Raw genomic sequence first — 20,097 nt, 5'->3', positions numbered from 1 at the left:
CCGACCGGCTATGAGAGGCCTAGGGAAGACAGACGTCCCGAAATCGGGCACTGAACACGACGAGATCGGGTACATCAGTTGCGCCCACACGACCCTTGGCGTCGTCGGTAGGCACCCGGCGTCAGTCCGACGTACTGACGGAACAGTTCCGTGCCGTGACTTCGGCTGCGCCATCCGACCCGCCACATTGCCTCGGTGACAGTGAGGTCCGTCTCGCGCAGGTACCTTGCCAAGCGTTCGGCTCGCACCATCGTTAGGAACGCGAGCGGTGTCTTGCCAAAGGCGTCGACGAACACCCTGCCTAGCTGAGCAGCCGACAGGTGTACTTCCATGGCCAAAGCGGCGAGAGTCCATCGCCGCTCGGGTGATGTCCGCAACAGCTCAGCAACTCTGCGGGCCTCCTCCCTGATGGGAGCGAACCGTCGTTCCCTCGGCAAGGTTGGCCGGACATGACTCGGCCGGGCGGCTGATATCCGCACCGGGGACGCCTTGATGAACGGGGCAATGACGTGTGCTATGGAAAACCACAGGGCCTGCATCCGGAAGAAGTAGCGAGCAACGGGCCGCTCGGCGCTCAGCGCGACCATCTCGTCGAGCCAAGTTGTGAGTGCCTCGGCCTGCCTTTCACCGAGGCTGAGAACCTGCGCTGGCTCGGCGTAGATGGTCGCCGCGAAGTCCTGAGCATCAAGCCGATCCCGCACGAGCCCAGCGTGCTGCCAGTAGACCTGATCGATCACATAGTCCGTATCCGCATGGATCGTGGTCAAGGTGATGTGGCCCTCAGGCTCGCTTCCGCACAGGACGTTTGCTGCAAGGAGGACCACATCCCCGTCTTCACAAGCCTTTGCCCCAACTCGCCAACGAGGAGTGCGCTACCACTACGGATCACGATGACTCTGACACAATCGAGAGCCGCGGGCCGATGGGGCGAGAGCCGGCGTACGTGCATGCCCAAACCGGCCAGTAGTCGCTGCCGACCCGCAGTGGCTCAGACATGTAGGCAGTACCGCACCCGCAGCGGTCTACTCAGCGAGCGCCTGGTCGAGCATGGTGGTGAGGTCATCAAGGGTCTCAGGACTGATCAACTCTCCATTGAGGAAGAAGGTTGGCGTACCAGTCACGCCCAGGGCCACACCGTCGTTGAAGTCGTTGCGGATGAACTGGAGCGTGGCCTCAGAGTTGTACGCGGCGTCCCATTGCTCAAGGTCGAGGCCGAGTTCTTGGGCGTACTGGCGGAACAGGTCGTCTTTGGGTATCTGCTGTTCACCCCACTCGGTCTGGGTCTGGTACATCTTGGTGTACATCGCTTCAAGTTCTCCTTGCTGAGCGGCGGCTTCGACCGCTCTGGCCGCGCGTTCGCTGTTGAAGTGGCTGGGTAGCGGGAAGTACCGGATGACAAAGGACACTCGATCGCCGTAGGTCTGCCGGAGTTGCTCGATCGCCGGGAAGACCGCGGCGCAGGCCTCGCACTCGAAGTCCAGGAACTCTACGAAGGTCACAGTGGCATCTGGCGCGTCGTTGAGTCGGCGGGAGTCTTCGCGTACCACGAGCGCGCCGGAGGTTTCGGTGGGACGGGTGTGGACGGCTCGACGACGGCGGCGGGCTGGCGACTGGCTTGGATGATGCCGAAGATGACCACCGAGATCACCAGCACCGCGCAGATCAAGATGATGGTTCTTCGGGCGCCACGTTCCCTGGTTCGGGCGTTCGTCGACGATTGGCTTCTTGGGCTTCTGATTGCTGGGCATGTAGGGCTCCTTGCCGGAAGATGTGGGTAGGACGCGTGCTGACTGGCGGCGACGCGGTGTGTGGGCAGGTCGTTTGGTTGGGGTCCTTACCCGAAGAGGGCTGGACCGTATTTGGCGAGCACCAAGGTGGTGATCGCTCCGAGCCAGAGCACGACGAGCAGGTTGTCGACTCCCAGGCGAAGCCCTTTGGTCAAGGTCTTGTGCAGGCTCGTTGGGAGGAACAGGTTGTTGTCGCGCAGGTTGACGTGGGTGAGTGATGCGAACACCAAGGTGGTGGACACAGTCACCAACAGGCACCAGGGGCACAGCGCCCCGATGACAAAGGTGGACTCGAAGAACAGCCAGTAGGCGAACACGAAGCCCAGGCCATAGACGATCTGGGCGGCGAGCATGAAGCCTCGCGGAAACCTGACGCCGGCGAGGCTGGCGACCGCGATGGTGATGACTACGGGCTCGGCCATCAGGCCGAGGAACGCGTTCGGGAATCCGAACAGTCCGGCCTGCCAGGATCTGGCGACTGCGCTGCAGTTGATGACCTCGTTGAGGTTGCACGGAAGTCCGACTTTGGGGTCGGCCGCTAGCCGGACGGCGTCGGTGGACAGGACGAAGGAGGCGTACAGGCTGAGGCAAGCCGAGAAAAGCATGGTGGAGAAGATCCACCTGTCGGTCTGTCTGAACCGGTGGATGCGCTCCAGAAGGTCGTCTGATGTGGTCAAGGTGGTAGGACCTGTCTGTCGTCGTTCGGACACACCGCAGCGACGCGCCGAGCATCAGACCCTCGGCGTTCACCGAAAGGGCGCTCGTCTGTGCACTGGGTGCGAATTGAGTCGGTCAGCAGGACAGGGCGGGTGGGCCTCGGCGTTGAAGCGGGTGATAGGGGCGCCGTCCGGGGCGGCAACCACGAGTGCCATGATGGCAACGTGGGCAGGTACGTGGAGGGTGGCCGGCCTGGCATCACTTAGGCGTGTCCGGAGCCAGTCGCGGGCCGTCTTTGCTGCCTGGCGGGCGTAGAGTCCCACGCCGAGCCCGAGCAGCAGACTGACCAGGCCGGCGATCAAGGTGGTTGCCGAGAGCACCACAAAGGACTGCGCGAAGCGTCCGAAGTTCAGCCCTGGCAGGTAGCTGTGCTCTGGGCACAGCTCGGACTCGACCAACAGATCGAGGTGGACGCCGAACGGCGCGATCAGGGGCACCTGGGGCATGCAGGCTGTATCGGCGATGTTCACCGACCTGACACCAGCAGCGAGATTGCTCGCACCGATGAGCATCAACGCGGCGGCGCCTGCGGCGCCACGGCGTTGTGATCTCATGCTCGCTCCTCGGGTTGTCGACGAGTCTAGCTCGTGGCCGAAGCGTGCCGCTGCGCTCTGTCCGACGACGGCACTACTCGCAGCGATTGAGGGTTGACGCGAGATCACGTGCCTGATGGAGTTTGACCACCTGACCACGAAGACGCTTGCAGGAGGCCCTTTACCGCGCTCGATGAGCTGTCCCACCGGGTTTCGGCGCCCTTGCTGGTGAACGCTGCAACCCGCCGCGGGGAGAACACCTACAACACCTCCCTGCTCTGGCCGGCCACCGACGGCGAAGTCCAGCTGTTCGACAAGGCCAACCCCGTACCCTTCGGCGAGTATGTGCCCGACCGCTGGCTCTACCAGCGAATCGCACCCGACCTGATCGGCCTGATCGGACGCGAGTACACCCCGGCACCAACTCCCCGCACATCAACCTGAACGGCGTCGGGGTGGGATTGGCGATCTGCTTCGACGTCATCTTTGATGACGTCATCTGGCAGGGCGCCCAAGACGGGGCTCAGCTATACCTGCTCCAATCCAACAACGGCGACTTCCGCGGCACCGACGAGAACCTGCAACAGGCCGCCTTCGCCCGGATGCGAGCAATCGAAACCGGCCGAAGCGTCGTCAACGTCTCCACGACCGGCACCAGCCAAGCCTTCGCCCCGACGGCACCCTCCTCGACGACCTTCCCGCCGACACCGCCGGCGCCCGCGTCACCACCATCCCACTACGCACCGGACTGACCCCGGCTGTCACTCTCGGCACATGGACCGCCGGCCTTCTGGCCGCGACCAGCCTGCTCGGCCTCCTGCTGCTCGGGTTCGCAGTTCGGCGCTAAAAGCTGCCACGCGCGTCCCATGTCCTCGACCCGGCCGATTCCGGCTACCGAGGGGCTGGCGAAAGGTTCGCCCCATTCTTGGGACGAACCTGCCGACCCTAGCGGCGTAGTCGCGGTAGGCGTCGCCGTGGGCGGCGCGCAGGTAGGGCTCCTCGACCGCCCGGACTTGCACCTGGATGGCGACGAGCAGCACGACCGTCGCCGTCAACGAGGCGATCGTCGGGCCAGCAGGAACAACCCGACGCTTGACACAGCCATCCCGGAGAACACCGGGTTGCGCACCATCGCGAAGGTCCCATCGGTCACCATCTCGGTGTGCTCCTCCGGGTCGACGCCAACCCGCCAGGAAGCGCCCATCTCCCGCTGCGCCCGCAGCAACGTCCTCATCCCGAGCAGTGCAAGGACCAGCCCGATCCCTTCCACGATCGTGCCGCCGGGATGGTCAGGCGTCCGATGCCGACGATCTGCGTCACCGGGCCTGCCAGTCCGAGCAGTAGCGCGACCGCGAACAGCAGCTTCCCCACCATTGGGCGGAGCCCGCCGCACCTGCTTTGAGTCGGAACCCCGTATCTCCGTTGCGGCGCAGGTGACCCACCGCTCGAAAGCCGAACGCCAGACCGAGACCGATCAGGTACAAGGCCAGCGCGATCCAGCCGTTCAGGGCCGTCACTCCACTCGCCCGTCCAACTCGGTCTGGGTGCGGCCGGCGAGTTCCTGCCGTGGAGCAGCCGATCCTGCACGTCCGGCCGGACGGTCTTCGTGGGTGATGCCGTGGTGGTCGCGGTTGTGGTCGAACCGCAGCAGTCGCAGGGCGTTGAGGACGACGAGGATGGTCGAGCCTTCGTGGATGAACACGATCGGACCCATCGCTAGCCCGAGCAGGCTGGCCGGCACGAGGAACGCGACGATGGCGAGGGCTGCGATGAGGTTCTGCCGGATGAGCCGGGAGGTTGCTCGGCTGAGTCGCACCATGAACGGTACCCGTCCGAGGTCGTCGGCCATCAGAGCGATGTCGGCGGTCTCCAGGGCGACCGCCGACCCGGCAGCGCCCATCGCGATGCCCAGGCTCGCGCTGGCCATCGCGGGGCATCGTTCACACCGTCGCCCACCATCGCCGTGGTGCGACCACCTTCGGTGAGGTTGCGGATCGCGACCACCTTGTCCTCGGGCAACAACTCACCCATGGCCCGGTCGATCCCGACCGAGCGGCCCACGGCGTCGGCGACCGCCTGGTTGTCCCCCGAGATAAGGACCAGTTCCCCGATGCCGGACTCGCGCAGGACGTCGAGCGTCTGGCGGGCTTCGGCTTTGGGCGCGTCCATCACACCGATCACGCCGAGCACGCGGGCGCCATGGGTGACCACCATGGTGGTGCGGCCTTCGTCCTGGAGTTGATCGACCGAGGCCTTGACCTCGACCGGCAGCTCGTGATCGGCCTCGGCCATCATCCGGACGCTGCCCACCAGGACGATCTCACCATCCACCGTCGCGCGGATGCCACGGCCCGTGACGGCCTCGAGGTCGGTCGCCACGCGGCGCGCGTTCGCTCCGACCAGTTCGGTGAGATCGCGGACGATGGCAGTCGCCAACGGGTGGTCGCTCAACGTCTCGGTAGCCAGGGCGATCGCATTGAGTTCATCGACGAGGACGCCTGGTGCTGGGATGGTGTCGGTTACCGTGGGTGTCCCCAGGTGAGGGTGCCGGTCTTGTCGAAGGCCATGGCGTCGACCTTGCCGAGAGTCTCCAGCGGGGCACCGCCCTTGACCAGGACGCCGGCGCGGCCAGCCCGAGCGATCCCCGCCAGCACAGCTGCTGGGGTTGCGATCGCCAAGGCGCAGGGGCTGGCCGCGACCAGGACCAGCATCGCCCGGTAGAAGCTGTCACCGAACGGCTCGGCAAACCAGATCATCCCGACCGCCAACACCACGACCACGGCCAGGATGACCGCGGGCACATAGAACCGCTGGAACCGGTCGATGAACTGCTGGGTGGGCGATTGGGCTGTGTCAGCCTCGGTGACGAGCTTCACCACCCGCGCCAATGTGGTGTCGGCGGCCGCTGCGGTCACCACCATGTCGAACGCGCCGGGGCCGTTCACCGTCCCGGCGAAGACCCGCGAGCCACTGGAGATCGCGTCGGGATTGGCCAGGGCCTTGGCGACGTCGGGCACTGCAGCCTTCTCCACCGGGATCGACTCCCCGGTCACCGCGGACTGGTCGATCGCCGTGCTGCCGACGCTGACGAAACCATCCGCAGGTACCCGCGAGTTCGGTCGCACGACCGCGACATCGCCCACCTGAAGCTCTTCCACCGGACGCTCAACAAGCTCGTCCGGGCCGACGCGGAGCGTGGCCGTGCGGGGTGCGAGCTCGCCCAGCGCCTTGATCGAGCGAGTCGCGCGGGCCATCGCGTACTCCTCCAGGGCGTGTCCGAGGCTGAACAGGAACAACAGCACGGCACCCTCGGAGAGCCTGCCGACCGCTGCTGCACCGGCGGCGGCCACGATCATCAGGAAGTCCACTTCGAACCGGCCCCGGCGGATCGAGCCCCACGCCCCCCGCACGGTGAAGAAGCCCCACAGAAGTAGGTCGCAAGATACAGGCCCAGCACCAGCGGTTCCGGGGCACCAAAGCCGAACTCAGCGATCAGCCCGCGATGTAGGTCACGCCGGAGGCGATAGCGAAGTACAGCTCCCACCTGCCCTGTCCGTGGGAGTCGTCTTCGTGATCTTCATGCGCAGCACTCATGATCTAAACATATCATGATGTAATGATGCATTGCCACAGATCGCTCGGAATCTGGTTGGATCAATCCAGGCCGCGTTCCGGAAGAGGGGTGGTGGTTCATGAGGTTGAATGCCAGCGAAGCCGAGCGCATCGCGGAGGTGATGGGCGGCCTGGCGACGCCGGCGCGCGTCCTGATCCTCGCTCGCCTGTTGGACTCCCCGGCCACCGTCAGTGAGCTCGTCACAGAACTGGCGATGTCGCAAGCCTCGGTCTCCAACCACCTGCGCATCCTGCGCCACCTGAACCTCGCCGCCGGCGACCGGCAGGGACGCAACGTCCTCTATCGCCTGCAGGACGACCACGTTCGAGCGATGGTCGAACAGATCCTGAACCATGCCAGTCACGACTAGAACCCTGAATGGAATCTGAGAAACTCTTAGGCTAGTCTTACCGCCGTCGAGAGGGGACGGGGTGGCTGCCAGCGAGGTTCGCGCGAAGCGATTGCCGGGAACGGCAAGGATTATCGCTCTGGCAGCTGCCGTCCTCATCGGCGCCAGCGGGTCGCTGGACCAGGGACACACGGCTCATGCCGCTGATGCGCCGTTGCCCCCGCCTCGGCGGCAGCCGTCGCCGCTGAGCGGGCGCCCACCTTCGAGGACCTGCTGGAGAACCGCAGCAAACAACTCCAGGCAACCGCCGCTCAGGTCGACCAGGTGCGGTTCCAGTCTCTCCTCGCCAAACACGAGAAACGCGAGCGCAAAGTCGCCTCCGACATCGAGGCAGAACTCACCCGGTTGAAGGACCTCAGCAGGTTCACCTGGCCCACCAAGGGTGGCGTGGCCTCGGGATTCGGGATGCGCAAGCACCCATCCTCGGCTCCATGCGCCTGCACAACGGCGCGGATATCGGAGGCGCGTGCGGGAACCCCATCTACGCCACTCAGTCCGGAACCGTGACCAGGGCCAACTTCAGCCGCAGCGCCGGCAACAACGTCCGGATCGACCACGGTCGTATCAAGGGCAAGAACGTCGAGACCTCCTACCTCCACATGAGCAAGTACGCCGTCAGCGCAGGCCAGAGTGTCACCAAGGGCGACGTGATCGGCTACGTCGGAACCACCGGGCTGTCCACCGCCTGCCACCTCCACCTAGCCCTCTACGAGAACGGCAAGGGTGCCGACCCTGTGCCCTACCTCGTGAAGGACTGAGCGGTGGCCATCTCCCAAGCTCGGACTTCTCCGACCACCAGTGCCGGCATCCAACCACCCCGCGACACCGGAACCTCACGTCGAGCACTGCTGGGCGGTGGATTCGCACTCGCCGGTAGCTGGCTTCTCACCGGATGCGTACCCGCGGCGAGCGACCCTGCGATTCCCGGTGGCTCGCGGTGGCCACGTGGATCGCTCACCGATCAACCCATCGTCCAGAAGACGCTGCGGGCAGCGCCTTCGATCATCGACCTCGGCGGCACGCTGGCCGAGGCCTGGGCCTACAACGACACCCTTCCCGGATCGACCTTCGAGCCAACCCGGGCGATCTGCTGCGCCTCAACCTGGACAACCAACTCCCCAGCCCCACCACGATCCACTGGCACGGAATGCCCATTCCGAACGACGTCGATGGCGTCCCGGGACTCACGCAGAACCCGATCCAGCCAGGGCAACAGCATCTCTACGAGTTCACCGCACCCCAGCCCGGCACTTACTTCTTCCACTCGCACGTCGGAGTCCAACTGGACCGCGGCCTCTACGGGCCACTGATCGTCGATGATCCCGCAGAGCCGGGCCGTTACGACGCCGAATGGACCGTAGTCCTGGATGACTGGCTGGTCGTCGACGGTCAAACCCCGAGGACATGTTCCGGCGCCTGAACGCCCGCCGCCCTCGACCACCGGCACCCAGGCCGTTCAGCTGTCCTCCCGCAACGAGCCGTTCTTCGGCGACGCTGGCGACATCCCCTATCCGCTCTACCTGATCAATGGAGCAGTACCGACAGCGCCCGTAACCCACCAGGGCCGCCCCGGCGACCGTGTCCGGCTCCGCGTGATCAACGCCGCCTCGGACACGATCTTCGCCCTCGCCCTCGGCGGACATCGCCTGACCGTCACCCACACCGACGGCCACCCGGTCAAGCCGCACACCACCTCCGCGCTCTATCTCGGCATGGGCGAACGATACGACCTCCTGGTCACCCTCGGTGACGGCGTCTTCCCTCTCGTGGCCAAGCCATGGAACAAGCCCGGCCACGGCCTCGCGCTGGTACGCACCGGGTCCGGGAGCCCACCGGAACCACCGGTCCAGCTGGCCGAGTTCACAGGCCAACTCACTCAGGGCTCGACCTGTACCCGGAGGAGTCGTCGTTGCTCCCGACCCGGCCGATCGATGCGCGCGCGACCATCGAGCTGGGCGGGCAGGCCAACCCCTACCGGTGGGTCATCAACGGTGCGCCCTTCGGCCAGAATCAACCCCTTGAAGTGGTCGACAACGACCGCCTCCTGCTCGAGGTCGTCAACACCACCACACGCGCACACCCGGTGCACCTGCATGGCCACACCTTCGCGCTGGACAACGGACTGAGGAAAGACACCCTCCTGGTTCCCCCATCCAGCACCACCGCCGTGCACCTGGATGCCACCAACCCGGGAACATGGGCACTCCACTGCCAAAACGAGTACCACACCAAAGCCGGCATGATGCTCACCATGCGCTACAAGGGCCGCTGACCCGCTCGCCGATTGCCTCCGCCAGGCCGTGTCGCCCAACTACACTGGGCGTGTCCGGACGAGGAGCGCTGATGAGGAACCGTCACCACAGCCTCTGGAGCGCTGCGCTGATGACGGTGCTGGGCGGGATCGGCCTGGCTAGCGCGGCCGGCAGTCTGGACGTGAGCGACAAGACCTGTTCCCCGCAGCTTCCGCTACTCGCCTCCGTGGGCGTCCACCTGGACCTGTTCGCACAGGCTCGAAGCTGCCCCGAACACAGCTATCTCCCCGGCAGCAACTTCGACACCACGGTACGGCTGTGGGTGCTGGTCTCGACCTCAACCCTGGCCGCCGGCATCGTCGGCGTGCTGCTGGCGCTGGGCGCAGGACTATGGGTACGCCGCACCCTGCGGTCGGCGCGCGACTGGCTGCACCGAAGGTTCCCGACGCCGTCATTCACCAGGCCAGTCGTGGCCAAGCCTGTACTTGCGGCCGCCACCCCGCGGCCTTTCCACTCTTTCGAGCACTATCAGCCATCGCAACGTCGCGGGCCACCAGTTTCGTTCTGCTGACTAGCCCTCTTCGTTCGCCGCGCCCAGCCGGATCGCGGCACCGCTTCCGCACGCGGTTCATGCCTCCGACGCCGTGGGCGTGACGAACGAGCCATCCCGATGGCGAACTCAGCGGGCAACCCAGGTTCGCACACGACGGACTCGATGGTGTCCTTCGGCCCGCTCCGCAGTTCACCGTCCGCTGCAAATCGCGGGAGCCGTCACCATCGCTACGCAGTCATCAGGAGACTGACATGAGCAAGGATCAATCGACTCACCCAAGCGCTGGTGACGCCCGAGCGGCGCCGCGAGCCCCATCAGGCTGAGGACCAGGACGATCGTGATGCTCCTCATCGGGGTCGCATTCATCGCTCTGTGGGTCTACCTCGGACTCCAGTTGACCCGTCCGGTACCGACGCCGGCACATTCAACGATCTCGGCAGTTCACTCCAGGTGAGCGAGATCCAGGCAGTGATCCCGAGAGGGATAGCCGACTTCGTGCGAACAGTGGCGAGTGACCATGGCGGTGAAGCGGCCTCGCACACTGTCGTCTCTGAGTTGGCCCACCAGGGCCAGCGCCGACCGCAGCCCGATCGGGCGCGCGCACGGCTCTACGCCTGCGCCGGAGTTGTCGTGAAGATACACCCCTTTGGGGCCGATACAGCACTCCTACGACGCCGGCTGCAGGTCATCACCCAACCCGGAGCAAGCCGCTTCTGGGTTCAGCCACTGCACGGCATTCCGATACTCGCGCCCGACGGACAACTCACCACGATCTGGCCACGAGTAGCCGTGCTGGCTCCCGACCACCGGCCACCGTGGACGCAGTTGGGAACCCTGCTTGCTGAGCTGCATCGCACCCGTCCCGCTGGGTCGTCATTCCCGCAGGCGGGCGTGCTTGCCCGGCTTGGCCGGGCGATTGACTATCTGCGCCGCCGTCCCTACGACGACCTGATCTGGCTGGTCGAACTCGGCGAGAACCTTGCCAGCCGGCTACGCCGGCCACAACGCACCGCGATGATCCACGGCGACCTCCACCTGGGTCAACTGGGCCGCCCCTCGCCGGCGGGCGACTGGTACCTGCTCGACCCCGACGACACGGGCGTCGGCGACCCGGCCTGGGACCTTGCGCGCCCAGCCGCGTTCTGGGCGGCAGGGTTGCTCCCTGACGAGCCCTGGACGATCCTCCTCAATGCCTATCGAGCCGCTGGCGGTCCCGCCGTGCCGCCAGCCGGCGACCCCTGGACCGACCTCGACCCACCGGCTCGCGCCGCGACCCTGATCGCGGCCGCTCGCTCTCTCCGCTCCGGCGAGTCCCCAGCCACGACCCGCGCACTGCTACAGGCGTGCCGCCGGATGCAGGACAGTTGACAGCCCCAGCAGAAACCACAGGTGCCGGCGGTTCACCGTGCGACGCCGACATCCGAGTCAGCGTCAGCGACCCGCCTCACTCCGACGCCCGGGTGCATCCGCACAAGCCACAACGGCGAGCGGGCCGGACGGCCCGCGACCGAGGCTGTCCTCGTGGTTGGCGAGCACCGCCCGCGTCGCCACCAGTCGATGAACGCAGGTCCGCGAGACTAGCTGGAAAAGAACAACCCCGCCAGGCCGCCTTTGCGATACCGACGATCACCGTGCTTGCCCAAGCGGGGCCATAGCCGGGCGGTGGCGGTGCCTGGCTGACGAACCGGCCCTCCATCTGCGTGAGGTGCTCAAGTTCACCGAAGTCGAGGAAGAGCCCTCGACAACTTCCGCACTGCTCCAGCTGGATTCCGTTGCGCTCATAAGTTCGCATCGCGCCGTGACACTTCGGGCACACAATCGCCGCCCGCGGGGTTCCTGCCCGGATAGGGATCGTATGGACGCGGGTGGTTCGGATAGGTCATGCCACCAATCATGACGACCCGAGCCAAATCATCGGCCAGCTCATCGAGGCCGGGACGGAATGTGGAACGCGGGGTCTGGATGAAGACGAAACCGGCGTCTGGCTTGCACAAACGCCACGGAACAAGACGGGAGAGTTGTGTGACTCCTCCAACACCAAGTTGTGCATAGACACACCAGGGAGCCGTCGGAGAGGGTGGAACTCGAAGGGAGTAGTTCCGTCCAGGCCCTCGGTTCGGACGCGGTGCGTCGACATGCTGGCGGTCATCTTGATCCGCCCGGCGTAGCACCTCATTTTGCGAGGCGAACGAGACCTTCGGCCACGGCCTTGACCTGGAGTGCCCAATGCCTGCTGCCCTGATCCGCCGCGTCCTGCTGTGTCTACTCGTTGCAGGCCCAGCCGTCGCCATCCGTGTGTTGGGAGTTGAGTTCTCAGCAGTGGCTGAGGTAGTCGTCTTCGGCGCGGCTGTGGTGGCAGCAGCGTTCCTTCTCGCCTGGGCCGCCGAAGCCGCCCAGAAGGACATCTCGGGCGCCCTCGCCATTGCCTTGCTGGCACTGATCGCAGTTCTCCCGGAGTATGCCGTAGACCTGTACTACGCCTACCGCTCCGGTTCCGATCCGTCCTACCTCCACTTCGCGGCCGCGAACATGACCGGCTCGAACCGGCTGCTACTCGGCTTCGGCTGGCCCTCGTCGTGGTCGTCGCACTCGTCGTCGCGCGCCGCCAGGCACGCCGGGACGATGCACCCACCCCAATGCGCTGGAGCTGCCTGTTGCCAGCCGACGAGACGTCGGCTTCCTCGCTATCCTCGGGCTCGTCGCGTTCGTGATCCCGCTCATCGGGAGCATCCCGCTGTGGTTCGGGGTCGGTCTCATCGTCGTGTTCGGCCTCCATCTATGGCGAGCCGCGCAGACCTACGACGCTGACCAGGAGGAGTTCGTAGGCGCGGCAGCGCTGATTGCCGGGCTTGACGCCCGACCGAGGCGCATTCTCGTCGTGGCGATGTTCCTCGTCTCCGGGGCGGTGATCCTGATCTCAGCCGAACCGTTCGCCGATGCACTAGTCGCCTCAGGCTCGGCGCTCGGCATCGACAGCTACTTTCTGGTTCAGTGGCTCGCCCCGCTAGCCTCGGAGGCCCGGAGTTCATCATCGCGGTGATGTTCGCCGCCCGCGGCAAAGGTGTGGCTGCCATCGGCACGCTGATCGCATCCAAGGTCAACCAGTGGAGCCTGCTGGTCGGCTCACTGCCCGTGGCGCACTTCCTGGGCGGTGGACCCAGTTCGCTGGCTCTAGACAGCCGCCAAGTCGAGGAGTTCACCTTGACGGCCACCCAGACGCTGCTCGGGGTGGCAATCATCCTCGCGCTGCGGTTCCACTGGTGGTCCGCGATCGGGCTCGCCGCGCTCTTCGGCGTCCAGTTCCTCATCACTGACACCACCGGACGGTACGTGCTGAGCGCCATCCACCTCGCCCTCACCATCGGCTTCCTCGTCGCTCATCGACACAGCATCCTCCCCACACTCGTCGCGCCCTTCCACGAGCAGCCCGCAGTCGATCAAGACGAGCCGAAGACCGTTATGGACACCCACGCCTAGGATGACCCGATGAAGCGCTCTCCTGCCACCCGCATGGTCGAGGACTATGTAACGCTGATCTGGAAAGCCCACGAATGGCCTGGCGGGAGCCCTCTACAACAGACCTAGCCGCCCAACTCGGCGTGACTCCCTCGACCGTCTCGGCCAACCTAAAACGACTCGCCCGCGACGGACTCATCTCCTACGAGCCTTACGGCCCAATCGAGTTGACCGACGACGGGCGCGCAATCGCGATAGACATCGTTCGACGACACCGAATCGTGGAGACCTATCTCGTCGAGCATCTAGAGCTGTCCTGGGACCAGGTCCACGACGAGGCGAACCACCTGGAGCACGCCGTTTCCGACCTCGTACTGGACCGCATGGACGCCGCACTCGGGCACCCCACCCACGACCCCCACGGAGCCCCGATCCCCGACCCTGACGGACGGATCCCGCCCGATCACAGCCAAGCTCTCAACGAGGCCGAACCCGGCACCTCCGTGCAAGTGCTGCGCGTCTCGGATCGCTCGCCCGACATCCTCCGCTACCTCACCGGACACGGAATCTCGGTCGGTACCAGACTTACCGTCACCGACGTCAGCCCCGCGGCTGCGGCCGTCCGGGTCACCGTCGACGACACTACGATCGACCTCGGCCTCCCGGCCGCCATTGCAGTACGCGTCAGCCCCCGAACAGACCCAGAAGCACACACCCCTGGTCCCGCCTAGGTTCCGCCAATGAAGGGCCTCGGCATGGACAGCGCTCAGCCGGGGCTCACGGGAGCACACAGAGAGCACTGCACATGGCTTATCCAGCAATCAGCCGGACCCAGACAGCAGGACGGACAAGACCTCGCCCGCGCCGCCGGTCACCTACGCTGAGCAGCTCAGCTGCCAAGCAGGACGACCCGCAGCGCTGCTCGGCATCCTCATCGCGTTCGCGTTCTACTTCACTCTCACGCCATGGATCTCGCTGGCGATCACCGCCGTCTCCCACTACGTGACAGCACCCGACGTGCCTTTCACCGACTTTCAGAGTTATGCCGCCAGCTACCAGATACCCACCGGACTCGCGGCGAACGGCATCGCCATCGCCGGGCTGCTCCTGTGCTGCTGGCTCCTGATGACCCGACTCCACCGTGCCCCGCTTGGACAACTCTCCTCGGTGGAACAACGTCTGCGCCGCGGCTATCTCGGGATATGTCTCGGGATAGCGACCATCCTCATCCTTGGCGGGAGCTTGCTGGTCGGCTACCTCCAAAGCCAGCCCTTCCAGTTCGCGCCGCAGCCGCAGTGGTGGAGCTTCCTTGTCGTCGTGGCAATCGTCACCCCGTGGCAGGCCGCAGCCGAAGAGTACCTCTTCCGCGGCTACCTACTACAGTCGATGACCAGACTCACCGCCAACCCTGGATCGGGGCCGCCGCATCGTCACTCGTGTTTGCCTCACTCCATGGCGTCCAGAACGCCGCACTGTTCGTAGACAGACTCGCTTTCGGGCTGCTCGCCTCGACCCTCGTGATCCTCACCGGCGGTCTCGAAGCAGGCATCGCGGCTCACATCATCAACAATGTCGGCGCCTACTCCATCGCCGCAATGACCTCCAGCATCGCGCAACTCCGGGCAACGCAGGCGATCTCATGGACCGACGCCCTCACAAACATCACCATCTTCGCCGCCTTCGCCACGGCGGCGACACTCGTCATACGACTACACCGGCTACCCACGAGGATGGATAACGCGGACGCGTCATAGGCCCAACCCCTGTCAACGACTCCCAAACAGGCAACAAAGCGCGCTACCCCACACCTCTCAATCACCACCCACACCGCGGACCCCAGCACGCCGAGCGCCAACGGGCTCCTACTGCTCGCTGCCTGGCCGACCTACGAACGCAGGATCACCGCATCGGGACACCCCGCCGCTCACCCAGCGGAGTGATCGCGGCCGGCGGTCGCGTAGCCTCCGCTACCCAAGCGGCGAGAACGCTGACACGGCAGTCAGTGCGATCGCCGCTTGTAGAGGCAGGACCCATTGCCAAGCGCCATCAGTTGCTGGTTCGGCGGAAGGCCATGTCGTGGATCGGAGAGCCAGGCGGTAGGGAGTCCCATGAGCCACTCCACGAACTCCGGTGCTGGACGCGGGCCATTCTCGTTCCTCAGGAGTGCGGGCGCTGGTGCGACTCGTCCGGTGATGTGCTCCCAACGAGCCACGGCGTGGGCATAGCGTCCCCAGCGGTGAAGATGTCCTCGGTCAGCGACCACAACGTCGCCGAGTCGCTGTGCCTGCTGAGCGAGCCATCCGGTCCGTGGAGCGCGAGGTCGATGATCTGGTGCGAGAGTGCGATCGTGCCCCGTCTCGCCTTCACCTTGTCCAGGGTCTCTCCACCTCGAAGCGAGTCCGACGCGAGCGGGGTTCGGAACAGCGTCTTGACGCTGGGCCAGGAGGAAGATGCGGAACCGGGGGTGAGGAGCGCCGACAAGGGAAGCAGGTAGACCGACCCATCGTGCATCCATCCGCAGGTCGGCCAAATCGCCGAGTACGGCGCCGGCTGCTCGTAGAGGTCGAGTTGCGCTGTCTCCCAGATGCCACGGGTCGGGCTCCAGAGCGCGAAGGGCTGTATCGTCGGGGTTGCTGCGCAGGGTTGCGCGGGGCATTGTCGTCTCCTTCGGTGATCGGTCGGATGGCTGGGGACGAGAGCAGACCGCGGACGTTTTCGATGACGACCCATTGGGGTTGCAGCACTTCGATGGCTGTGCCCATGTGCGCCCATAGACCTGAGCGGGTTCCGGGTGCGAGACCGGCGCGCTTGCCGACGGTGGACACGTCTTGGCAGGGGAAGCCGCCGATCAGAATGTCAACGGGCTCGACCTGCGACCAGCTGATCCTTGTGATGTCGCCCAGATTCGGGGCGTCGGGCCAGTGGTGGGCGAAGACCCTGGCCACGGGCTCATTGATCTCAGAGAACCAGACGGTCTCTCCGCCGAAGACATGTTCGACAGCGAGGTCGAGGCCGCCGTATCCCGAGAAGAGCGAACCGATCCTCAGCGGACTCGCGGGATCGGTCGGTGTGTCGTGCATGAATGCTCCGGCTGACGGGATGATCCCCGGCCAGAACTCGCGTGAGTCGTGTCGCCGGGCTGGTCACCTGTCAGGTGCACCACTACGTCGTGCTGACCTGTCCTCGCGGTCGCCGGCCCAGTGCCATCCAGTCCATCGACCAGCAACGTCCATTCACGACAGCCCGCACTCAGGAAGCTCCGCCACACCCTGCCTTTTCTGAGCTGACACGCCTCTTGCAGGTCGAGGGGCAAGCGGGCTTCGTCGCCGTAGAAGTCACCGGGCGCGGGTGCTCACCTGCTCGGCAAGACCGGAGGTGAACGTGACTGTTTCGATGCGCGTGATGTCGGCGGGCGACGGCTACAAGTACCTGCTCAAGACGATCGCGGCCGCCGACGGCGACAGGTCGCTGTCAACACCCTTGACCCGCTACTACGCGGAGGCCGGCACCCCTCCCGGACGCTGGCTCGGCGCTGGAGTCCTCGCGCTCGGCAAGGGCGAGCTCTCGGTCGGAGACCGCGTCTCAGAAGCACAGCTCCACCTCCTGATCGGCATGGGCGAGACCCATCACTGGCAACCCACTCGGCTTGGCGTTCCCGAACTACAAGACCCCGCCGGAACGGATCGAATCCCGAATCGCCGCGCTCGATCCGTCGTTGACCCGGGCTCCAAGGGTGAGGCCGTCGCCCAGATCGTGGCCGAGGAGACCGCGCGGGAACCCGACGAGCCGTGGCGGGCTTCGACTTCACTTTCTCGATTCCGAAGTCCGCGAGCGCACTGTGGGCCGTCGCTGACGCCGGGGTGCAGGCACTGATCGGTGAGGCGCATCATCGAGCGGTTGCGGAGGTGATTGCGTTCATGGAGCGCGAGGTTGCAGCCACCCGCACCGGCGCAACCGCCGGTGACGGTGCGGTTGCGCAGGTCGATGTCACCGGCCTCGTCGCGACCGCGTTCGATCACTTCGACTCCCGCGCCGGCGACCCGCACCTCCATACGCATGTGGTCATCAGCAACAAGGCCAAGACCGCCTTCGACGGCAAGTGGCGCTCACTCGACGGCCGACCGATGCACGCCGCCGTCGTCGCCCTCTCCGAGCTCCACGAAGCCGTGTTTGCCGACCACATCACCCGAACCTTCGGGGTCTCCTGGGAAGCCCGAGACATGGGCCGCGACCACAACCCGGCCTGGGCGATCAACGGAGTCCCGGAGGAACTGATCGCCGAGTTCTCCACCCGCGCCCGCCACATCGACATCGAGACCGACCGACTCATCGCCGAATATGTCGCGGCACACGGGCGGCGCCCGACACCTGCGGTCATCATGAAGCTCCGAGCCCAAGCAACTCTGACCACCCGTCCCGAGAAGCAAGTCCGGTCCTTGGCCGATCTCACCGCCGAGTGGCGCGACCGCGCCACGAAGACGCTGGGCCGGGACGCGACGATGTGGGCGCGCGAGGTGACCGACAACAACAAGCTGCTGCTGCTTCGCGCCGACGACGTGCCACTCGATGTGATCGGCGAGATCGGGCGCTCGGTGGTCGAGGTGGTCGGTGAGAAGCGATCCACCTGGCGACGGTGGAATCTCATCGCTGAGGCATCGAGGCAGACGATGGGCTGGCGGTTCACGACGATGCAAGATCGGGAAGCCATCGTCGCGATGGTCGCCGACGCAGCCGAGCAGGTATCACTCCGGCTGACGCCACCTGAGCTCGCTACGTCACCGGTCGTGTTCCGCCGAGAGGACGGCACGTCGGTGTTCCGACCGAAGAGTTCGACTGTGTTCACCTCGGAGACTCAGCTTGCGGCCGAGGACAGGCTGCTCGAACGCGCCAGCAACCTGGCCGGACCGACGGTGGCGCTCGCGACGGTCGAGAAGATCACGCGTAGCGCTGACCCTGATGGGCGGCTGCTCGGTGACGACCAAGCCGACGCTCTGATCCGAATCGCGGTGTCGGGACGGATGCTCGATGTCCTCGTCGGCCCTGCCGGGGCGGGGAAGACCACCGCCATGAACGCACTCCGTCGTGCGTGGGAGGCCGAGCACGGTCCTGGTTCCGTCGTAGGCCTCGCGCCGTCGGCGGTGGCCGCGCAGGTGCTCGCCGACGATCTGGGGATCGCGACCGAGAACACGGCGAAGTGGTGGCAGAACCATCTCCTGCGCGGCACCACGTTCGAGACGGGTCAGCTCGTCATCATCGACGAAGCCTCTTTGGCGGGCACCCTGTCGCTGGATCGCATCACCTACCTTGCCCAGGAGGCTGGCGCGAAGGTGCTGCTGGTCGGTGACTATGCCCAGCTGCAATCCGTGGACGCCGGCGGTGCGTTCGCGATGATCGCCAACGACCGGGACGACACCCCGGAACTGGTCGACGTTCACCGCTTCACCCATGCGTGGGAGAAGACCGCCTCACTCGAGCTGCGCCACGGACGCACCCAGGCCATCGACTCCTACCTCGCCCATCAGCGCATCACCGGCGGCGACGCCGAGACCATGACCGATGCCGCCTACAACGCATGGCGCGCCGACCGCGACAAGGGGCTCGTGTCGGTGCTGATCGCTGAGACCCACGAAGACGTGACAGAGCTCAACCGACGCGCCCGCGCCGACCTGATCCACAACAAGACGCTGAACCCCGACCGCGAGGTCGAACTGCGCGACGGCACCGCCGCCGGGGTCGGTGACACGATCATCACTCGGCTCAACAACCGACGGCTCCGCACGGTGACCGGACGGGACTGGGTGCGCAACGGCGATGTCTGGACGATCACGGCCGTCGGCGACGACGGGACGCTCACCATCGCGCGCGACTACGGGACCGGCACCACGGTCCGCGAGGACGGGACGATCGCGGTGCGGAAGCGTGGGCGGAGGTTCGGTAGCAGCATCATCCTGCCAGCCTCGTATGTCTCCGAGAGCGTTGATCTCGGCTACGCAGTCACCGCGTTCCGTGCGCAAGGTGTCACGACTGATACCGCGCATGTGCTGGTCGAACCGACCTCGACCAGAGAAACCTTCTACGTCGCGATGACCCGAGGGCGACATTCCAATCGCGCCTACGTCGCCCTTGACCGCCCCGACGACCATGCGGAGCCGCACCCGGCGACGATCCTAACGCGACTGCGCGAGGCGTGCTTTACGGTGTTCTCCAGCACAGTGGAGCTGAACTCTCGGCGCACGAAACGATCGTCGCTGAACAGGAGCAGTGGGGATCGATCGCCCAGCTCGCCGCAGAGTACGAGACCATCGCCGCCGCAGCCCAACGCGACCGCTGGGTCACACTCGTCCGCGGCTCCGGACTCGCCGACGACCAGGCCGACAGTGCCATCGAATCCGAGGCATTCGGACCGCTCACGGCCGAACTCCGCCGCGCTGAGGCCAACCACCACGATGTCGACGCGCTGCTGCCGCGTCTGGTCGCAGCGCGAGGGTTCGGCGACGCCGACGACATCGCGGCCGTCCTCCACTACCGCGTCGAACGAGCGACCGCTCGGCTCGCTGGGGCAGGACGAACCCGGAGGCAACCACGACTCATCGCCGGCCTCATCCCACAAGCCAACGGCGTAGCGGATGCCGAGATGCGGGCAGCCCTCGATGAACGGGAAGCACTGATCGAAGCCCGCGCCGACGCCGTACTCGATACTGCACTCACCGAGACTGCACCGTGGGCAGAGGCCCTCGGAACGCCACCTAGCCACCTGCGGCCAGCCACGGCGTGGCG

Annotated in this window: 25 protein-coding genes and 3 pseudogenes; 17 read left to right on the top strand and 11 right to left on the bottom strand. The window is 65.8% G+C overall.

All coding sequences use genetic code 11. From position 1 onward, the window contains the following. Nucleotides 1-74: 74 nt before the first annotated feature. The 4 genes from G7085_RS33170 to G7085_RS18635 form a co-directional block, all read right to left on the bottom strand. Nucleotides 75-737, bottom strand: a complete 663-nt coding sequence (locus G7085_RS33170; protein WP_331715779.1) for a helix-turn-helix transcriptional regulator — start codon at nucleotides 735-737, stop codon at nucleotides 75-77. Between the two features lie 285 nt (nucleotides 738-1,022). Then, nucleotides 1,023-1,748 carry a DsbA family protein gene (locus tag G7085_RS18645; protein ID WP_197512058.1) on the bottom strand — a complete coding sequence of 242 codons (726 nt, stop codon included), beginning with the start codon at nucleotides 1,746-1,748 and terminating at the stop codon, nucleotides 1,023-1,025. 86 nt (nucleotides 1,749-1,834) lie between these two features. After that, on the bottom strand, nucleotides 1,835-2,392 hold the full coding sequence (locus G7085_RS18640) for a vitamin K epoxide reductase family protein (RefSeq protein ID WP_197512057.1): 558 nt from the start codon (nucleotides 2,390-2,392) through the stop codon (nucleotides 1,835-1,837). Nucleotides 2,393-2,533: 141 nt separating this feature from the next. Next, on the bottom strand, nucleotides 2,534-3,058 hold the full coding sequence (locus G7085_RS18635; RefSeq protein ID WP_197512056.1) for a hypothetical protein: 525 nt from the start codon (nucleotides 3,056-3,058) through the stop codon (nucleotides 2,534-2,536). A gap of 207 nt (nucleotides 3,059-3,265) precedes the next feature. On the opposite strand from G7085_RS18635, the gene G7085_RS27685 reads away from it, so the two are divergent. Then, on the top strand, nucleotides 3,266-3,481 hold the full coding sequence (locus G7085_RS27685) for a hypothetical protein (RefSeq protein WP_231979701.1): 216 nt from the start codon (nucleotides 3,266-3,268) through the stop codon (nucleotides 3,479-3,481). Continuing rightward, nucleotides 3,394-3,789, top strand: coding sequence for a nitrilase-related carbon-nitrogen hydrolase (locus tag G7085_RS18630; RefSeq protein WP_331716030.1), 396 nt, complete (start codon nucleotides 3,394-3,396; stop codon nucleotides 3,787-3,789). Before G7085_RS27685 ends, G7085_RS18630 begins: the two co-directional genes overlap by 88 nt. 299 nt (nucleotides 3,790-4,088) lie before the next feature. On the opposite strand, the gene G7085_RS18625 is transcribed toward G7085_RS18630, so the two are convergent. From G7085_RS18625 to G7085_RS31115, 4 genes are all read right to left on the bottom strand, one after another. Beyond that, nucleotides 4,089-4,307 carry a methyltransferase family protein gene (locus G7085_RS18625; protein ID WP_197512055.1) on the bottom strand — a complete coding sequence of 73 codons (219 nt, stop codon included), beginning with the start codon at nucleotides 4,305-4,307 and terminating at the stop codon, nucleotides 4,089-4,091. Between the two features lie 243 nt (nucleotides 4,308-4,550). After that, nucleotides 4,551-4,886 carry a hypothetical protein gene (locus G7085_RS18620; RefSeq protein WP_197512054.1) on the bottom strand — a complete coding sequence of 112 codons (336 nt, stop codon included), beginning with the start codon at nucleotides 4,884-4,886 and terminating at the stop codon, nucleotides 4,551-4,553. After that, entirely contained in the window at nucleotides 4,886-5,509 is a 624-nt protein-coding gene (locus G7085_RS31120; RefSeq protein WP_331716029.1) for an HAD-IC family P-type ATPase, read from the bottom strand. The genes G7085_RS18620 and G7085_RS31120 overlap by 1 nt, the downstream gene beginning before the upstream one ends. Nucleotides 5,510-5,556: 47 nt before the next feature. Further along, nucleotides 5,557-6,393 (bottom strand): HAD-IC family P-type ATPase, encoded by an 837-nt coding sequence (locus tag G7085_RS31115; RefSeq protein ID WP_269451914.1) that lies wholly within the window; start codon nucleotides 6,391-6,393, stop codon nucleotides 5,557-5,559. Between the two features lie 336 nt (nucleotides 6,394-6,729). On the opposite strand from G7085_RS31115, the gene G7085_RS18605 reads away from it, so the two are divergent. The 7 genes and pseudogenes from G7085_RS18605 to G7085_RS33165 all read left to right on the top strand — a co-directional run bounded on the left by G7085_RS18605 (nucleotide 6,730) and on the right by G7085_RS33165 (nucleotide 11,232). Then, the gene (locus G7085_RS18605) at nucleotides 6,730-7,020 is read left to right on the top strand and encodes an ArsR/SmtB family transcription factor (protein WP_026926296.1); all 291 of its coding nucleotides are present in this window, start codon (nucleotides 6,730-6,732) and stop codon (nucleotides 7,018-7,020) included. A 470-nt stretch (nucleotides 7,021-7,490) separates the two neighbouring features. Next, on the top strand, nucleotides 7,491-7,817 hold the full coding sequence (locus G7085_RS18600; RefSeq protein ID WP_197512051.1) for a M23 family metallopeptidase: 327 nt from the start codon (nucleotides 7,491-7,493) through the stop codon (nucleotides 7,815-7,817). 179 nt (nucleotides 7,818-7,996) lie between these two features. Further along, nucleotides 7,997-8,479: a multicopper oxidase domain-containing protein gene (locus G7085_RS18595; RefSeq protein WP_197512050.1), complete on the top strand. Its 483-nt coding sequence runs from the start codon at nucleotides 7,997-7,999 to the stop codon at nucleotides 8,477-8,479. Further along, a pseudogene (locus G7085_RS27675) lies at nucleotides 8,427-8,771 on the top strand (hypothetical protein); the annotation flags it as partial. The gene G7085_RS18595 and the pseudogene G7085_RS27675, both read left to right, overlap by 53 nt. Before the next feature lie 65 nt (nucleotides 8,772-8,836). Further along, nucleotides 8,837-9,331: a multicopper oxidase domain-containing protein gene (locus G7085_RS27670; RefSeq protein ID WP_231980677.1), complete on the top strand. Its 495-nt coding sequence runs from the start codon at nucleotides 8,837-8,839 to the stop codon at nucleotides 9,329-9,331. A 161-nt stretch (nucleotides 9,332-9,492) separates the two neighbouring features. Next, on the top strand, nucleotides 9,493-9,882 hold the full coding sequence (locus G7085_RS18585; protein ID WP_197512048.1) for a hypothetical protein: 390 nt from the start codon (nucleotides 9,493-9,495) through the stop codon (nucleotides 9,880-9,882). Nucleotides 9,883-10,314: 432 nt separating this feature from the next. Continuing rightward, nucleotides 10,315-11,232, top strand: a complete 918-nt coding sequence (locus tag G7085_RS33165; RefSeq protein ID WP_073186133.1) for a phosphotransferase family protein — start codon at nucleotides 10,315-10,317, stop codon at nucleotides 11,230-11,232. 76 nt (nucleotides 11,233-11,308) lie between these two features. Here the strand turns inward: G7085_RS33165 and G7085_RS18575 are convergent, their stop codons facing one another. Further along, nucleotides 11,309-11,656, bottom strand: a complete 348-nt coding sequence (locus tag G7085_RS18575) for a TFIIB-type zinc ribbon-containing protein (protein WP_197512047.1) — start codon at nucleotides 11,654-11,656, stop codon at nucleotides 11,309-11,311. A gap of 915 nt (nucleotides 11,657-12,571) precedes the next feature. Here G7085_RS18575 and G7085_RS27655 point away from each other — a divergent pair. The 6 genes and pseudogenes from G7085_RS27655 (at nucleotide 12,572) to G7085_RS18555 (ending at nucleotide 15,074) form a co-directional block, all read left to right on the top strand. Beyond that, entirely contained in the window at nucleotides 12,572-12,904 is a 333-nt protein-coding gene (locus G7085_RS27655) for a hypothetical protein (RefSeq protein WP_231980831.1), read from the top strand. Then, a complete protein-coding gene (locus G7085_RS27650; protein WP_231979698.1) occupies nucleotides 12,904-13,341 on the top strand; it encodes a hypothetical protein in 438 nt (145 codons plus the stop codon). Before G7085_RS27655 ends, G7085_RS27650 begins: the two co-directional genes overlap by 1 nt. Nucleotides 13,342-13,415: 74 nt before the next feature. Continuing rightward, nucleotides 13,416-13,499: pseudogene (locus G7085_RS35550) on the top strand (hypothetical protein); the annotation flags it as partial. A gap of 48 nt (nucleotides 13,500-13,547) precedes the next feature. Beyond that, nucleotides 13,548-14,051 carry a metal-dependent transcriptional regulator gene (locus G7085_RS18565; protein WP_197512046.1) on the top strand — a complete coding sequence of 168 codons (504 nt, stop codon included), beginning with the start codon at nucleotides 13,548-13,550 and terminating at the stop codon, nucleotides 14,049-14,051. Nucleotides 14,052-14,322: 271 nt separating this feature from the next. Further along, entirely contained in the window at nucleotides 14,323-14,802 is a 480-nt protein-coding gene (locus G7085_RS18560; RefSeq protein ID WP_231979697.1) for a hypothetical protein, read from the top strand. After that, nucleotides 14,757-15,074 carry a CPBP family intramembrane glutamic endopeptidase gene (locus tag G7085_RS18555; RefSeq protein WP_197512044.1) on the top strand — a complete coding sequence of 106 codons (318 nt, stop codon included), beginning with the start codon at nucleotides 14,757-14,759 and terminating at the stop codon, nucleotides 15,072-15,074. Before G7085_RS18560 ends, G7085_RS18555 begins: the two co-directional genes overlap by 46 nt. Nucleotides 15,075-15,477: 403 nt before the next feature. Here the strand turns inward: G7085_RS18555 and G7085_RS27645 are convergent, their stop codons facing one another. Beyond that, nucleotides 15,478-15,831, bottom strand: coding sequence for a hypothetical protein (locus G7085_RS27645; RefSeq protein ID WP_231979695.1), 354 nt, complete (start codon nucleotides 15,829-15,831; stop codon nucleotides 15,478-15,480). A gap of 191 nt (nucleotides 15,832-16,022) precedes the next feature. After that, nucleotides 16,023-16,400, bottom strand: a pseudogene (locus G7085_RS35545) (DNA cytosine methyltransferase); the annotation flags it as partial. Nucleotides 16,401-16,701: 301 nt separating this feature from the next. On the opposite strand from G7085_RS35545, the gene G7085_RS31110 reads away from it, so the two are divergent. Then, nucleotides 16,702-17,193: a relaxase domain-containing protein gene (locus tag G7085_RS31110; protein WP_197512041.1), complete on the top strand. Its 492-nt coding sequence runs from the start codon at nucleotides 16,702-16,704 to the stop codon at nucleotides 17,191-17,193. Continuing rightward, entirely contained in the window at nucleotides 17,109-19,943 is a 2,835-nt protein-coding gene (gene mobF / locus G7085_RS33160; protein WP_197512040.1) for a MobF family relaxase, read from the top strand. The genes G7085_RS31110 and mobF overlap by 85 nt, the downstream gene beginning before the upstream one ends. The last annotated feature ends 154 nt before the right edge of the window (nucleotides 19,944-20,097 follow it).

Source organism: Tessaracoccus coleopterorum, from assembly GCF_011174705.1.
Taxonomy (GTDB): domain Bacteria; phylum Actinomycetota; class Actinomycetes; order Propionibacteriales; family Propionibacteriaceae; genus Arachnia; species Arachnia coleopterorum.
Note: the sequence above shows the minus strand (reverse complement) of the source record. Positions and strands in the feature narration are given on the sequence as shown.

Bases quoted from the DNA above. Each gene is read 5' to 3' on its own strand.
- G7085_RS18645 (WP_197512058.1), bottom strand. From the start codon at position 1,748: ATGCCCAGCAATCAGAAGCCCAAGAAGCCAATCGTCGACGAACGCCCG.
- G7085_RS18640 (WP_197512057.1), bottom strand. From the start codon at position 2,392: ATGCTTTTCTCGGCTTGCCTCAGCCTGTACGCCTCCTTCGTCCTGTCC.
- G7085_RS18635 (WP_197512056.1), bottom strand. From the start codon at position 3,058: ATGAGATCACAACGCCGTGGCGCCGCAGGCGCCGCCGCGTTGATGCTC.
- G7085_RS18620 (WP_197512054.1), bottom strand. From the start codon at position 4,886: ATGGCCGACGACCTCGGACGGGTACCGTTCATGGTGCGACTCAGCCGA.
- G7085_RS31115 (WP_269451914.1), bottom strand. From the start codon at position 6,393: ATGATCGTGGCCGCCGCCGGTGCAGCAGCGGTCGGCAGGCTCTCCGAG.
- G7085_RS18605 (WP_026926296.1), top strand. From the start codon at position 6,730: ATGAGGTTGAATGCCAGCGAAGCCGAGCGCATCGCGGAGGTGATGGGC.
- G7085_RS18600 (WP_197512051.1), top strand. From the start codon at position 7,491: ATGCGCCTGCACAACGGCGCGGATATCGGAGGCGCGTGCGGGAACCCC.
- G7085_RS27670 (WP_231980677.1), top strand. From the start codon at position 8,837: ATGGAACAAGCCCGGCCACGGCCTCGCGCTGGTACGCACCGGGTCCGG.
- G7085_RS18575 (WP_197512047.1), bottom strand. From the start codon at position 11,656: ATGCGAACTTATGAGCGCAACGGAATCCAGCTGGAGCAGTGCGGAAGT.
- G7085_RS27650 (WP_231979698.1), top strand. From the start codon at position 12,904: ATGTTCGCCGCCCGCGGCAAAGGTGTGGCTGCCATCGGCACGCTGATC.
- G7085_RS27645 (WP_231979695.1), bottom strand. From the start codon at position 15,831: ATGCACGATGGGTCGGTCTACCTGCTTCCCTTGTCGGCGCTCCTCACC.